12 protein-coding genes and 1 pseudogene are annotated in these 14176 nt (G+C 50.1%); 8 read left to right on the forward strand and 5 right to left on the reverse strand.

What is annotated here, in order from left to right:
• Window position 1: 1 nt before the first annotated feature.
• A complete protein-coding gene (locus tag FEK43_RS12305) occupies window positions 2-601 on the reverse strand; it encodes a YebB family permuted papain-like enzyme (protein WP_135407066.1) in 600 nt (199 codons plus the stop codon).
• A gap of 70 nt (window positions 602-671) precedes the next feature.
• Between FEK43_RS12305 and yobI the strand changes: the two are divergent.
• The 3 genes and pseudogenes from yobI (at window position 672) to ruvB (ending at window position 2506) form a co-directional block, all read left to right on the forward strand.
• Window positions 672-737 (forward strand): annotated as a pseudogene (gene yobI / locus FEK43_RS12310) (stress response small protein YobI).
• Between the two features lie 138 nt (window positions 738-875).
• Entirely contained in the window at window positions 876-1487 is a 612-nt protein-coding gene (gene ruvA, locus FEK43_RS12315; protein ID WP_000580323.1) for a Holliday junction branch migration protein RuvA, read from the forward strand.
• A gap of 8 nt (window positions 1488-1495) precedes the next feature.
• Window positions 1496-2506, forward strand: a complete 1011-nt coding sequence (ruvB, locus tag FEK43_RS12320) for a Holliday junction branch migration DNA helicase RuvB (protein WP_000568522.1) — start codon at window positions 1496-1498, stop codon at window positions 2504-2506.
• A 242-nt stretch (window positions 2507-2748) separates the two neighbouring features.
• Here ruvB and znuB read toward each other — a convergent pair whose 3' ends face one another.
• Window positions 2749-3534, reverse strand: a complete 786-nt coding sequence (znuB, locus tag FEK43_RS12325; protein WP_130208494.1) for a zinc ABC transporter permease subunit ZnuB — start codon at window positions 3532-3534, stop codon at window positions 2749-2751.
• The gene (gene znuC, locus FEK43_RS12330) at window positions 3531-4286 is read right to left on the reverse strand and encodes a zinc ABC transporter ATP-binding protein ZnuC (protein ID WP_135407062.1); all 756 of its coding nucleotides are present in this window, start codon (window positions 4284-4286) and stop codon (window positions 3531-3533) included. Before znuC ends, znuB begins: the two co-directional genes overlap by 4 nt.
• Window positions 4287-4364: 78 nt before the next feature.
• Between znuC and znuA the strand changes: the two genes are divergently transcribed.
• From znuA to lpxM, 3 genes are all read left to right on the forward strand, one after another.
• On the forward strand, window positions 4365-5297 hold the full coding sequence (znuA, locus tag FEK43_RS12335) for a zinc ABC transporter substrate-binding protein ZnuA (RefSeq protein ID WP_138158578.1): 933 nt from the start codon (window positions 4365-4367) through the stop codon (window positions 5295-5297).
• 15 nt (window positions 5298-5312) lie between these two features.
• Window positions 5313-6635, forward strand: coding sequence for a murein DD-endopeptidase MepM (mepM, locus tag FEK43_RS12340; protein ID WP_130208492.1), 1323 nt, complete (start codon window positions 5313-5315; stop codon window positions 6633-6635).
• A 118-nt stretch (window positions 6636-6753) separates the two neighbouring features.
• The gene (lpxM, locus tag FEK43_RS12345) at window positions 6754-7725 is read left to right on the forward strand and encodes a lauroyl-Kdo(2)-lipid IV(A) myristoyltransferase (protein WP_130208491.1); all 972 of its coding nucleotides are present in this window, start codon (window positions 6754-6756) and stop codon (window positions 7723-7725) included.
• 150 nt (window positions 7726-7875) lie between these two features.
• Here the strand turns inward: lpxM and pyk are convergent, their stop codons facing one another.
• Together pyk and hexR are read right to left on the reverse strand one after the other, a co-directional pair.
• A complete protein-coding gene (gene pyk / locus FEK43_RS12350) occupies window positions 7876-9318 on the reverse strand; it encodes a pyruvate kinase (protein ID WP_130208490.1) in 1443 nt (480 codons plus the stop codon).
• Between the two features lie 125 nt (window positions 9319-9443).
• Window positions 9444-10313 carry a DNA-binding transcriptional regulator HexR gene (hexR, locus tag FEK43_RS12355; protein WP_105289041.1) on the reverse strand — a complete coding sequence of 290 codons (870 nt, stop codon included), beginning with the start codon at window positions 10311-10313 and terminating at the stop codon, window positions 9444-9446.
• A 336-nt stretch (window positions 10314-10649) separates the two neighbouring features.
• Between hexR and zwf the strand changes: the two genes are divergently transcribed.
• On the forward strand, window positions 10650-12125 hold the full coding sequence (gene zwf / locus FEK43_RS12360; RefSeq protein ID WP_130208489.1) for a glucose-6-phosphate dehydrogenase: 1476 nt from the start codon (window positions 10650-10652) through the stop codon (window positions 12123-12125).
• A 234-nt stretch (window positions 12126-12359) separates the two neighbouring features.
• Window positions 12360-14171, forward strand: coding sequence for a phosphogluconate dehydratase (gene edd, locus FEK43_RS12365; RefSeq protein ID WP_130208487.1), 1812 nt, complete (start codon window positions 12360-12362; stop codon window positions 14169-14171).
• The last annotated feature ends 5 nt before the right edge of the window (window positions 14172-14176 follow it).

Genomic DNA, 14176 nt, shown 5'->3' on the forward strand with positions numbered 1-14176 from the left:
ATCACGCTTCAGTCAGTTCAGGCTGAGGCGTTTCTACTCCCTCCGCATGAATCAACATTAGACTCGGATGATGCCACAAACTCGCTGGCGTAACCGTTTTACGATCACACGGAATAGAACCTAAGAACCAGAATTTCCAGAAAGTGAGTTTTGCATTCGGATTGCTATTTAACAATTCTCCAAATGTCTCTATTTCACCCACCGGAATACATAGCGCCTCTTTATAAATATCAAAGACAAATTTTGAACAGAACTGGCGTGAAGATTCGTATTTAAAACCGGTGTGGTAGAGTTTGCGTAGCCGGGAGGGAACCTGTTCAACAATTCGTTGTTTTTGTTGTTCTGTTAGCCCTGCGTCTAATCGCTTTATAGCATAGCGTTGATTAGAAGAACGTTTAATAAAACGGGATAGCGTGGTGATGGTTGAAAGGGGAACCCGGCTTTCTGCAACCAGGAAGTCTTCACCGTTATGACCGATAATGATCCCGACGTGATTACTCCAGCAATTTGATGCTGCTGATATTTGACCAAATAAGGCAGCACCTATACATGTAAAGACGATATCACCAATTTCATATTCAGCAGGGTAATTAATATTCACGTTGTCATTCCATTGAAATAAATATGAATACACGTAATAACATAAAAAAGTTTATTTTTCAGGAGTCGAAATGTATATTTTTTTTACGCATTAACTCACTGAATATGTAATATTCAAATATTTGCTTCCAATATAACCTGTAGAATAAATTATACTGCGCCATTTTTCAGATCATCGGGACGCCTCGCAAGTTTTCTTCATCCTTCGCTGGATATCTATCCAGCATTTTTTTATCATACAGCATTATCTTTGATTCATTACGCAGGAGCGTCATGTGATAGGCAGACTCAGAGGCATCATCATTGAAAAACAACCCCCGCTGGTGTTAATTGAAGTGGGCGGCGTAGGCTATGAAGTGCATATGCCGATGACCTGTTTTTATGAGCTCCCTGAAGCGGGTCAGGAAGCGATCGTTTTCACCCACTTTGTGGTGCGTGAAGACGCGCAACTACTGTACGGTTTTAACAATAAACAAGAGCGCACGTTGTTCAAAGAGTTGATCAAAACCAACGGCGTCGGCCCCAAGTTGGCACTGGCGATCCTCTCCGGAATGTCAGCGCAGCAGTTCGTTAATGCCGTTGAACGTGAAGAAGTGGGAGCACTGGTGAAATTGCCGGGTATTGGCAAAAAAACCGCCGAGCGTTTAATTGTCGAAATGAAAGACCGATTTAAAGGTTTGCATGGCGATCTGTTTACGCCAGCCGCCGATCTGGTGCTCACGTCGCCTGCCAGCCCGGCAACCGATGATGCTGAACAGGAAGCGGTTGCTGCGCTGGTGGCACTGGGCTATAAACCACAAGAAGCCAGCCGGATGGTGAGCAAAATTGCTCGCCCTGACGCCAGCAGTGAAACATTAATTCGCGAAGCTCTGCGCGCCGCGTTATGAGGTAAAGGATGATTGAAGCAGACCGTCTAATTTCTGCCGGTACGACTTTGCCGGAAGATGTGGCAGATCGCGCCATTCGCCCCAAATTACTGGAAGAGTATGTTGGTCAGCCGCAGGTTCGTTCACAGATGGAGATTTTCATCAAAGCAGCGAAACTGCGCGGCGATGCCCTCGATCATCTGTTGATTTTTGGCCCTCCGGGTTTAGGTAAAACCACGCTTGCTAACATTGTCGCCAATGAAATGGGCGTTAATTTACGCACGACTTCCGGTCCGGTGCTGGAAAAGGCCGGCGATCTGGCAGCAATGCTCACTAACCTTGAACCGCATGACGTGCTGTTTATTGATGAGATCCACCGTCTTTCACCAGTGGTGGAAGAGGTGTTGTATCCGGCAATGGAAGACTACCAACTGGATATCATGATTGGTGAAGGTCCGGCGGCACGCTCCATTAAAATTGATTTGCCCCCGTTTACCCTGATTGGTGCAACCACGCGCGCAGGTTCGCTGACATCACCGTTGCGCGACCGTTTTGGTATTGTGCAACGTCTGGAGTTTTATCAGGTGCCAGATCTGCAATATATCGTCAGTCGTAGTGCGCGCTTTATGGGGCTCGAGATGAGTGACGATGGCGCGCTGGAAGTGGCGCGTCGGGCGCGTGGTACGCCACGTATTGCCAACCGCCTGCTGCGTCGAGTGCGTGATTTCGCCGAAGTGAAGCATGATGGTACCATCTCGGCAGATATCGCCGCCCAGGCGCTGGATATGCTGAATGTCGATGCTGAAGGTTTCGATTATATGGACCGCAAATTGTTGCTGGCGGTAATCGATAAATTCTTTGGTGGGCCTGTAGGTCTGGATAACCTGGCGGCGGCTATTGGCGAAGAACGTGAAACCATTGAGGATGTGCTGGAGCCTTATTTGATTCAGCAAGGCTTTTTGCAGCGTACACCACGCGGGCGTATGGCGACAGTGCGGGCGTGGAACCACTTCGGCATCACGCCGCCAGAAATGCCGTAGTTCAAATAAGGCGCTCGCGCCGCATCCGACACTGGCAATGTGCCTGATGCGACGCTGTTCGCGTTTTATCAGGTCTACCTGGTATAGCGAACCGTAGGTCAGATAAGGCGTTTGCGCCACATCCGACACTGGCAATGTGCCTGATGCGACGCTGTTCGCGTCTTATCAGGCCTGGCATGTATAACGAACCGTAGGTCGGATAAGGCGCTTGCGCCGCATCCGACAAATGTGTTCAGGCGAAATTAGCTGGCCTGTTTTTTCATCATACTCAAAATAAACAACAGAGCAGCACACAGCACCACGGACGGACCCGCAGGCGTATCGTAAAACGCTGAAAAAGTTAAACCACCGGTTACAGCAATCATCCCCACCAAAACAGCGACACCTGCCATCTGCTCCGGTGTACGGGCGAAACGACGTGCGGTAGCCGCCGGAATGATCAGCAGCGAGGTAATAATCAACGCCCCGACAAATTTCATTGCCACACCAATCGTCAATGCTGTTACCAGCATCAACAGCAATTTCACGCGCTGTAATTTCACGCCATCGACAAATGCCAGGTCCGGGCTAATGGTCATCGACAGTAAATTACGCCATTGCCAGAACAGAATTGCCACCACAATGACCACGCCAATGGCGATGGAGATGAGATCTTCCGGCGTCACTGCCAGCAAATCACCGAACAGGTATGCCATCAAGTCAACGCGAATGTTAGACATCAGACTGACAACGACCAGGCCCAGCGACAAGGCACTGTGCGCCATAATTCCCAATAACGTATCGATCGCCAGCTGTGGACGCTTCTCCAGCCATACCAGACCGCCCGCCAGCAGCAGCGTAACGGCAATCACTGCATAGAAGGGATTCACGTCCAGCAACAGACCAAAGGCCACTCCAAGTAAAGACGCATGGGCCAGCGTATCGCCGAAATAAGACATACGACGCCAGACAACAAAAGAACCCAAAGGACCTGCGGCACAGGCCAGCATAATCCCGGCTAACCAACCGGGAAATAATAATTCAATCATGAGCGATCACTTCCCCGACGCAGAACAATTCGCCCCTGTAAATCGTGGCGGTGATTATGATGATGGCGATAAATACCCAGCTGTTCAGCTCCACGAGGCCCGAACATCGAAATAAATTCCGGATGCAGGGAAACGACTTCTGGTGTGCCAGAACAACAGATGTGATGGTTAAGGCAAAGTACTTCATCGGTTTTTGCCATTACCAGATGCAGATCGTGAGACACCATTAAAACGCCACAATCCAGTTCGCGACGTAACTGGTCAATAAGGTCATATAACGCCACCTGACCATTCACATCCACGCCCTGGGTGGGTTCATCCAGAACTAATAACTGGGGCTGATTTAACAATGCGCGCGCGAGTAGTACACGCTGCGTTTCACCGCCAGAGAGCTTTTGCATTGGCGCGTCAATAAGATGCCCAGCCTGAACGCGTTTTAGTGCAGGCAGAATATCTTCCTTATGTGTTCTGGGGCGTAAGCGTAAAAAACGGTTTACGGTCAGTGGCAACGTGGTGTCGAGATACAGCTTCTGTGGCACATAACCAATGCGCAGTTTTCCGTGGCGCTTGATAACACCTTCATCTGGTGTTATCAGCCCGAGGACAACCCGAACCAATGTCGACTTACCTGCGCCGTTCGGCCCAAGTAAGGTCAAAATTTTACCAGGCTTGAGTTCCAGCGACACATCAGAGAGGACGCGGCGTTGGCCAAATGAAACCGAGACATTTTCCAGGGAAACCAGACTTGTCATGTTAATTTTAGTCTTGCAGTAGTCATGAAATGTTATAATATCACACTTCTTATATTCATTACGATGATTGGTCGCATTATGTTACATAAAAAAACGCTTCTTTTCGCAGCATTATCTGCTGCTCTCTGGGGCAGTGCAACTCAGGTAGCAGAAGCTGCCGTTGTCGCTTCGCTTAAACCTGTTGGATTCATCGCTTCCGCTATTGCTGATGGAGTAACAGAGACGGAGGTGTTACTTCCTGATGGGGCCTCTGAACATGATTATTCACTGCGTCCATCTGATGTAAAACGCTTACAGAACGCGGACTTAGTTGTCTGGGTTGGACCGGAAATGGAAGCGTTTATGCAAAAGCCCGTGAGTAAATTACCCGAAGCGAGGCAGGTAACCATTGCGCAGCTTGAGAGTGTAAAACCGCTGCTGATGAAAAGCATTCACGACGCTGATGATGATCATGACCACGCGGAAAAAAGTGACGAAGATCACCATCACGGCGATTTCAACATGCACGTTTGGCTTTCCCCAGAGATAGCGCGGGCTACAGCGGTTGCAATCCATGGAAAATTAGTGGAACTTATGCCGCAAAGTCGAGCCAAACTTGACGCCAACCTGATGGAATTTGAGGCACAATTAGCTTCAAGTAGGAAACAGGTTGGTAACGAGCTCGCGCCGCTCAAGGGAAAAGGTTATTTCGTTTTTCATGATGCTTACGGCTACTTCGAAAAACAATTCGGACTGACACCGCTTGGTCACTTTACCGTAAACCCAGAGATTCAACCTGGCGCGCAGCGTTTACATCAAATAAGAACACAGTTGGTTGAGCAAAAAGCAACTTGCGTTTTTGCTGAGCCACAGTTCAGGCCTGCGGTCGTTGAAAGCGTCGCACGAGGGACATCCGTTCGTATGGGAACGTTGGATCCCCTTGGGACGAATATCAAACTGGGCAAAACAAGCTATTCAGAATTCCTGAATCAATTAGCTAACCAGTACGCGAGCTGCCTGAAAGGAGATTAATGAGGAAGTGATTACGTGCAACAGATAGCCCGCTCTGTCGCCCTGGCGTTTAATAATTTACCGCGACCACACCGCGTTATGTTGGGGTCGCTCACCGTTCTTACACTGGCCGTCGCTGTCTGGCGGCCTTATGTTTACCACCGAGACGCCTCGCCTATTGTCAAAACCATTGAGCTTGAACAGAACGAAATTCGTTCTCTCTTACCTGAGGCCAGTGAGCCGATTGATCAAGCTGCGCAAGAAGATGAAGCCATTCCACAGGACGAACTGGACGACAAAATCGCTGGTGAAGCCGGCGTTCATGAATATGTCGTTTCTACGGGCGACACGTTAAGTAGCATCCTTAATCAATATGGTATTGAGATGGGTGATATCACCCAACTTGCTGCTGCTGATAAAGATCTGCGTAACCTGAAAATTGGTCAACAACTCTCCTGGACATTAACAGCTGATGGCGAGTTACAGCGTCTGACCTGGGAAGTGTCTCGCCGCGAAACTCGTACCTATGACCGCACCGCTGCTAATGGTTTTAAAATGACCAGCGAAATGCAGCAAGGGGAGTGGGTTAATAGTCTGTTGAAAGGAACCGTTGGGACAAGTTTTGTTGCCAGCGCCCAAAGTGCAGGTTTAACCAGCGCTGAAGTGAGCGCGGTGATTAAAGCAATGCAGTGGCAGATGGACTTCCGCAAAGTGAAAAAAGGTGACGAATTTGCGGTATTAATGTCACGTGAAATGCTTGATGGCAAACGTGAACAAAGCCAACTGTTGGGCGTGCGTTTGCGTTCAGAAGGCAAAGATTACTATGCTATTCGCGCTGAAGATGGCAAATTCTACGACCGCAACGGTACGGGCCTGGCGAAGGGATTCTTACGATTCCCGACGGCAAAACAGTTCCGCATTTCGTCTAACTTTAACCCGCGTCGTCTGAACCCGGTAACCGCTCGCATTGCGCCGCACAGAGGCGTTGATTTTGCGATGCCGCAGGGTACGCCGGTGCTTTCGGTGGGGGACGGTGAAGTGGTCGTTGCTAAACGCAGTGGCGCCGCTGGTTATTATGTCGCGATTCGTCATGGTCGCAGCTACACCACGCGTTATATGCATCTGCGTAAGATTCTGGTTAAACCGGGGCAGAAGGTGAAGCGTGGCGATCGTATCGCGCTTTCCGGTAACACCGGGCGTTCAACTGGGCCACATCTGCACTATGAAGTATGGATTAACCAACAGGCTGTGAACCCGTTGACAGCGAAACTGCCGCGTACTGAAGGGCTGACCGGTTCAGATCGTACCGATTTCCTGGCGAAGGCCAAGGAGATTGTACCGCAGCTACAGTTTGATTAATTAATACCCATTGGCAGCCGGTACGCAGTCAGTGCCGGCTTTTTTATTTGGTGCGGGGCAAGTTGCGCCGTTACACTACCACCAGATTGATTATTGCCTTATCCAAAACTGGAAAAGCATGGAAACGAAAAAAAATAATAGCGAATATATTCCTGAGTTTGATAAATCCTTTCGTCACCCTCGTTACTGGGGAGCCTGGTTGGGCGTGGCGGCAATGGCCGGTATTGCCTTAACACCAGCGAAATTCCGTGATCCCATCCTTGCGCGGTTGGGGCGTTTTGCCGGAAGACTGGGTAAAAGCTCACGTCGTCGGGCGTTGATCAATCTGTCTCTCTGCTTTCCAGAACGTAGCGAAGCCGAACGCGAAGCGATTGTTGATGAGATGTTTGCCACCGCGCCACAAGCGATGGCAATGATGGCTGAACTGGCGATACGTGGGCCGGAGAAAATCCAACCTCGCGTCGACTGGCAGGGGCTGGAGATCATCGAAGAGATGCGGCGTAACAACGAGAAAGTGATCTTTCTGGTACCGCACGGCTGGGCAGTTGATATCCCCGCTATGCTGATGGCCTCACAAGGGCAGAAAATGGCAGCGATGTTCCATAATCAGGGCAACCCGGTTTTTGATTATGTCTGGAACACGGTGCGTCGTCGTTTTGGCGGTCGTCTGCACGCGAGAAATGATGGTATTAAACCTTTCATCCAGTCGGTTCGTCAGGGCTACTGGGGCTATTATTTACCGGATCAGGATCATGGACCTGAACACAGCGAATTTGTTGATTTTTTCGCAACCTATAAAGCGACGCTGCCAGCAATTGGTCGCCTGATGAAAGTGTGTCGCGCGCGTGTCGTTCCGTTGTTCCCAATCTATGATGGCAAAACCCATCGTCTGACGATTCAGGTTCGTCCACCGATGGATGACCTGTTAGAGGCGGATGACGCTACCATTGCGCGGCGTATGAATGAAGAAGTTGAGATTTTTGTTGGTCCGCGACCAGAGCAGTACACCTGGATTTTAAAATTGCTGAAAACGCGCAAACCGGGCGAAATCCAGCCGTATAAGCGTAAAGATCTTTATCCCATCAAATAAAAAAAGCCTCTCGTGAGGAGAGGCTCTCGTCTAATGTTAAGTGCGCATTTATTCTATGCGCATGCCGGCCCTACAGGTTGATCGTAATTTATTGAATTATCACGGTCCTGTAGGCCGGATATGGCATTTATGCCGCATCCGGCAACTAACTTACTCTACCGTTAAAATACGCGTGGTATTCGTCGAACCCACGGTACTCATCACGTCGCCCTGGGTGACAATCACCAGATCACCAGACATCAGGTAGCCTTTATCGCGCAGCAGATTAACTGCTTCGCTGGCAGCAACCACGCCATCATTTGTACTGTCAAAATAGACCGGCGTAACACCACGATAAAGCGCAGTCAGGTTCAGCGTGCGTTCATGACGAGACATGGCGAAAATCGGCAGACCGGAGCTGATACGAGAAGTCATCAGCGCGGTACGACCAGATTCGGTCATGGTGATGATCGCGGTAACGCCTTTCAGGTGGTTAGCTGCGTACATTGCGGACATCGCGATAGCTTCTTCCACATTGTCGAACTGAACGTCCAGGCGGTGTTTAGACACATTGATGCTCGGGATTTTTTCGGCACCCAGGCAAACACGCGCCATTGCAGCAACGGTTTCAGATGGATATTGACCAGCGGCGGTTTCCGCAGACAACATTACGGCGTCAGTACCATCCAGAACGGCGTTCGCCACGTCCATGACTTCTGCACGCGTCGGCATTGGGTTGGTAATCATCGATTCCATCATCTGGGTAGCAGTAATGACTGCGCGGTTCAGCTGACGCGCGCGACGAATCAGCGCTTTCTGAATCCCAACCAGTTCGGGATCGCCAATCTCTACGCCGAGGTCGCCACGTGCGACCATCACCACGTCAGAAGCGAGGATGATGTCGTCCATTGCATCCTGGCTGCAAACGGCTTCCGCACGTTCAACTTTGGCGACAATTTTCGCATCACAACCTGCATCGCGCGCCAGGCGACGAGCATAATTCAGATCTTCGCCGCAGCGTGGGAAAGAGACAGCCAAATAATCTACGCCAATCAATGCCGCAGTTTTAATGTCTGCTTTGTCTTTCTCTGTCAGCGCTTCAGCCGACAGACCGCCGCCGAGTTTGTTGATCCCTTTATTGTTGGAGAGAGGGCCGCCGACGGTCACTTCGGTGAACACTTTCATGCCCTGAACTTCCAGCACTTTTAACTGTACGCGACCGTCGTCCAGCAGCAGAATGTCGCCAGGCACGACGTCAGAAGGCAGACCTTTATAGTCGATACCGACTTTTTCTTTATCGCCTTCACCTTTGCCCAGGTTGGCATCCAGCAGGAATTTATCCCCAATATTGAGGAAAACCTTACCTTCTTTAAAGGTAGATACGCGAATCTTTGGCCCCTGAAGGTCACCGAGAATAGCCACATGACGACCCAGTTTTGCGGCAATTTCACGAACTTTATCCGCGCGCATTTTATGGTCTTCAGGCGAGCCATGAGAAAAGTTCATTCGTACGACGTTTGCACCCGCTGCGATGACCTTTTCAAGGTTATTATCGCGATCGGTAGCCGGGCCTAACGTGGTAACGATTTTGGTTCTGCGAAGCCTTCTGGACATGTAATACTCCGTTGACTGAAACAACCAGGTGTTGCTTGAACATGAATTCGCATAAACTAAAACCATTATGGTTGTAATTTAAACACATGCGAATATCGTATAAAGATAGAACAGTGATAATCGATTTAGCGATCGTCACTCAATTTAAGTAACTGCTTATCAAAGCGCGATTCCTTGAGCGCTTCCTTGACCCGCTTCAAGTTATCTCTGAATTTTGTGCCGCGTCGCAAAGTAAATCCTGTTGCCAGCACATCTATCACGGTCAACTGCGCAAGTCGAGACACCATGGGCATATAAATGTCAGTATCTTCAGGTACGTCGAGGGTAATTGCCAGCGTTGCTTCCCGGGCGAGTGGCGTACCGGCGGAGGTGAGGGCAATTACCATCGCGTCGTTTTCCCGTGCTAACTGCGCCAGTTCAACCAGATTTTTGGTTCTTCCGGTGTGAGAAATCAGCACAACCACGTCTCCGTCGCTACAATTCATACAACTCATGCGTTGCAACACGATATCGTCGGAGTAAACCACTGGAACATTAAAGCGAAAAAACTTATTCATCGCATCGTGGGCGACGGCGGCAGAAGAGCCCAGACCGAAAAAGGCGATTTTTTTGGCCTGAGTCAGGAGATCGACGGCACGGTTGACAGCAGATTTGTCCAGCGAGTGACGGACGTGATCGAGCGTGGCCATTGCCGACTCAAATATTTTCCCCGTGTATGATTCAACGCTGTCATCTTCATTAACGTTGCGATTAACATAGGGCGTGCCATTTGCCAGGCTTTGTGCCAGATGAAGTTTAAAATCAGGAAAACCGCGGGTGTCCATGCTGCGACAGAAACGATTCACCGTTGGTTCGCTAACATTGGCCTCAAGCGCCAGAGCAGCAATACTCGAATGGATCGCGTTGTCAGGCGAAGCAAGAATGACCTCGGCGACTTTTCGTTCTGATTTGCTCAAATGTTCCAGTTGAGACTGGATTTTTTCCAGCATATTCATGATGTAAAGAGACTCACGGTAATGACGATTTCCACACTGAAAGAAATCGAAATGCAGTTTGGTCTGATATTACGCCTGTGTGTCGTATTAATGACAAAAGCGGATAAAAAAGTTGTCATTTTTTTTCATAACATGATCAGTGTCAGATTTTTACCCAATGGAAAACGATGATTTTTTTATCAGTTTTGTCGCACTTTGCGCGCTTTTGCCGTAATCGCACGGGTGGATAAGCGTTTACAGTTTTCGCAAGCTCGTAAAAGCAGTACAGTGCACCGTAAGAAAATTACAAGTATACCCAGGCTTAAGTACCGGGTTAGTTAACTTAAGGAGAATGACATGGCGGTAACGCAAACAGCCCAGGCTTGTGACCTGGTCATTTTCGGCGCGAAAGGCGACCTTGCGCGTCGTAAATTGCTGCCTTCCCTGTATCAACTGGAAAAAGCCGGTCAGCTCAACCCGGATACCCGTATTATCGGCGTAGGGCGTGCTGACTGGGATAAAGCGGCATATACCAAAGTAGTCCGCGAAGCGCTAGAAACCTTCATGAAAGAAACTATTGATGAAGGTTTATGGGACACCCTGAGTGCACGTCTGGATTTTTGTAATCTCGATGTCAATGACACCGCTGCATTCAGCCGTCTTGGTGCGATGCTGGATCAAAAAAATCGTATCACCATTAACTACTTTGCCATGCCGCCAGGCACTTTTGGCGCAATCTGCAAAGGGCTTGGTGAGGCGAAACTGAACGGCAAACCGGCGCGTGTGGTGATGGAAAAACCGCTGGGTACGTCGCTGGCGACCTCGCAGGAAATCAACGATCAGGTCGGTGAATATTTCGAGGAGTGCCAGGTATACCGTATCGACCATTACCTTGGTAAAGAAACGGTGCTGAACCTGTTGGCGCTGCGTTTTGCTAACTCTCTGTTTGTGAACAACTGGGACAACCGCACTATTGATCATGTTGAGATTACCGTGGCAGAAGAAGTGGGGATCGAAGGGCGCTGGGGCTATTTTGATAAAGCCGGTCAGATGCGCGACATGATCCAGAATCACCTGTTACAAATTCTCTGCATGATTGCGATGTCTCCGCCGTCTGATCTGAGCGCAGACAGCATCCGCGATGAAAAAGTGAAAGTACTGAAGTCTCTGCGCCGCATTGACCGCTCCAACGTACGCGAAAAAACCGTACGCGGGCAATACACTGCGGGCTTCGCCCAGGGCAAAAAAGTGCCGGGCTACCTGGAAGAAGAGGGCGCAAACAAAAGCAGTAACACGGAAACCTTCGTGGCTATCCGTGTCGATATCGACAACTGGCGCTGGGCTGGCGTACCGTTCTACCTGCGTACCGGTAAACGTTTGCCGACCAAATGCTCTGAAGTGGTGGTCTATTTCAAAACGCCAGAGCTCAATCTGTTTAAAGAGTCGTGGCAGGACCTGCCACAGAACAAACTGACTATCCGTCTGCAACCTGATGAAGGCGTGGATATTCAAGTGTTGAACAAGGTCCCGGGTCTGGATCACAAACATAACCTGCAAATCACCAAGCTGGATCTGAGCTATTCAGAAACCTTTAATCAGACGCATCTGGCAGATGCCTATGAACGCCTGCTGCTGGAAACCATGCGCGGTATTCAGGCACTGTTTGTACGTCGTGATGAAGTGGAAGAAGCGTGGAAATGGGTGGACTCCATTACTGAAGCATGGGCGATGGATAACGATGCGCCGAAACCATATCAGGCCGGAACCTGGGGACCGGTTGCTTCGGTGGCGATGATTACCCGTGATGGCCGTTCCTGGAATGAGTTTGAGTAATATTTGCACTCATCCTTTATGGTTATTTTACCGGTAACATGATCTTGCACAGATTGTAGAACAATTTTTACACTTTCAGGCCTCGCGTGGATTCACCCGCGAGGCTTTTTTTATTACACTGACTGAAACGTTTCTGCCCTATGAGCTCCGGTTACAGGCGTTTCACTCATAAATCCTCTGAATGAAACGCGTTGTGAATCATCCTGCTCTGACAACTCAATTTCAGGAGCCTTTATGAATCCACAATTGTTACGCGTAACAAATCGAATCATTGAACGTTCGCGCGAGACTCGCTCTGCTTACCTCGCCCGGATCGAACAAGCGAAAACTTCGACCGTTCATCGTTCGCAGTTGGCATGCGGTAACCTGGCTCACGGTTTCGCAGCTTGCCAGCCAGAAGACAAAGCCTCCCTGAAAAGCATGTTGCGTAACAATATCGCTATCATCACCTCCTACAACGACATGCTCTCCGCCCACCAGCCTTATGAACATTATCCAGAGATTATTCGTAAAGCACTGCATGAAGCTAATGCGGTTGGCCAGGTTGCGGGTGGTGTTCCGGCGATGTGTGATGGTGTCACCCAGGGGCAGGATGGTATGGAACTGTCGCTGTTAAGCCGTGAAGTGATTGCGATGTCTGCGGCGGTGGGGCTGTCCCATAACATGTTTGATGGCGCGCTGTTCCTCGGCGTGTGCGATAAGATTGTCCCAGGGCTGACGATGGCCGCGCTGTCGTTCGGTCATCTGCCTGCGGTATTTGTGCCGTCAGGTCCGATGGCAAGCGGGTTGCCAAATAAAGAAAAAGTGCGCATTCGCCAGCTTTATGCCGAAGGGAAGGTGGATCGAATGGCACTGCTGGAGTCAGAGGCTGCGTCTTATCATGCCCCTGGTACATGTACTTTCTACGGTACTGCCAACACCAACCAGATGGTGGTGGAGTTTATGGGGATGCAGTTGCCGGGCTCTTCTTTTGTTCATCCAGACTCCCCGTTACGTGATGCATTAACTGCAGCCGCTGCGCGCCAGGTTACACGCATGACTGGCAACGGTAATGAATGGATGCCGATCGGTAAGATGATCGACGAGAAAGTGGTGGTGAACGGTATTGTTGCGCTGCTGGCGACCGGTGGCTCCACTAACCACACGATGCACCTGGTGGCGATGGCGCGAGCGGCCGGTATTCAGATCAACTGGGATGACTTCTCTGATCTTTCTGATGTCGTACCTCTGATGGCACGTTTGTATCCAAACGGTCCGGCCGATATTAACCACTTCCAGGCGGCGGGTGGTGTACCGGTTCTGGTGCGTGAGCTGCTCAAGGCTGGCCTGTTGCATGAAGATGTCAATACGGTGGCGGGCTTTGGTCTTTCGCGCTATACCCTCGAACCATGGCTGAATAACGGCGAGCTGGACTGGCGCGAAGGTGCAGACAAATCGCTCGACAGCAATGTGATTGCTTCCTTTGAACAACCTTTCTCGCATCATGGCGGGACAAAAGTGTTAAGCGGCAACCTGGGCCGTGCCGTCATGAAAACCTCTGCAGTGCCGGTTGAAAACCAGGTGATTGAAGCGCCTGCTGTTGTTTTTGAGAGCCAGCATGACGTTATGCCTGCTTTTGAAGCGGGTATGCTGGACCGTGATTGTGTGGTTGTTGTCCGCCATCAGGGGCCAAAAGCGAACGGAATGCCAGAATTACATAAACTCATGCCGCCACTTGGTGTATTATTGGACCGGCGTTTCAAAATTGCGTTAGTTACCGATGGACGACTCTCTGGTGCTTCAGGTAAAGTGCCGTCAGCTATCCACGTAACACCAGAAGCCTACGATGGTGGGCTGCTGGCAAAAGTGCGCGATGGGGACATCATTCGTGTGAATGGACAGACAGGCGAACTGACGCTGCTGGTAGACGAAGCTGAACTGGCTGCTCGCGAACCGCACATTCCTGACCTGAGCGCGTCACGCGTGGGAACAGGACGTGAATTATTCAGCGCCTTGCGCGAAAAACTGTCCGGTGCCGAACAGGGCGCAACCTGTATCACTTTTTAAGACGA

This window comes from Escherichia sp. E2562 (genome assembly GCF_005781075.1).
GTDB lineage: Bacteria > Pseudomonadota > Gammaproteobacteria > Enterobacterales > Enterobacteriaceae > Escherichia.

Excerpts from the sequence above, each read along its gene's own strand:
- lpxM (WP_130208491.1), top strand. The coding sequence starts at position 6,754 with ATGGAAACGAAAAAAAATAATAGCGAATATATTCCTGAGTTTGATAAA.
- zwf (WP_130208489.1), top strand. The coding sequence starts at position 10,650 with ATGGCGGTAACGCAAACAGCCCAGGCTTGTGACCTGGTCATTTTCGGC.
- hexR (WP_105289041.1), bottom strand. The coding sequence starts at position 10,313 with ATGAATATGCTGGAAAAAATCCAGTCTCAACTGGAACATTTGAGCAAA.
- znuA (WP_138158578.1), top strand. The coding sequence starts at position 4,365 with ATGTTACATAAAAAAACGCTTCTTTTCGCAGCATTATCTGCTGCTCTC.
- znuC (WP_135407062.1), bottom strand. The coding sequence starts at position 4,286 with ATGACAAGTCTGGTTTCCCTGGAAAATGTCTCGGTTTCATTTGGCCAA.
- edd (WP_130208487.1), top strand. The coding sequence starts at position 12,360 with ATGAATCCACAATTGTTACGCGTAACAAATCGAATCATTGAACGTTCG.
- ruvB (WP_000568522.1), top strand. The coding sequence starts at position 1,496 with ATGATTGAAGCAGACCGTCTAATTTCTGCCGGTACGACTTTGCCGGAA.
- pyk (WP_130208490.1), bottom strand. The coding sequence starts at position 9,318 with ATGTCCAGAAGGCTTCGCAGAACCAAAATCGTTACCACGTTAGGCCCG.
- znuB (WP_130208494.1), bottom strand. The coding sequence starts at position 3,534 with ATGATTGAATTATTATTTCCCGGTTGGTTAGCCGGGATTATGCTGGCC.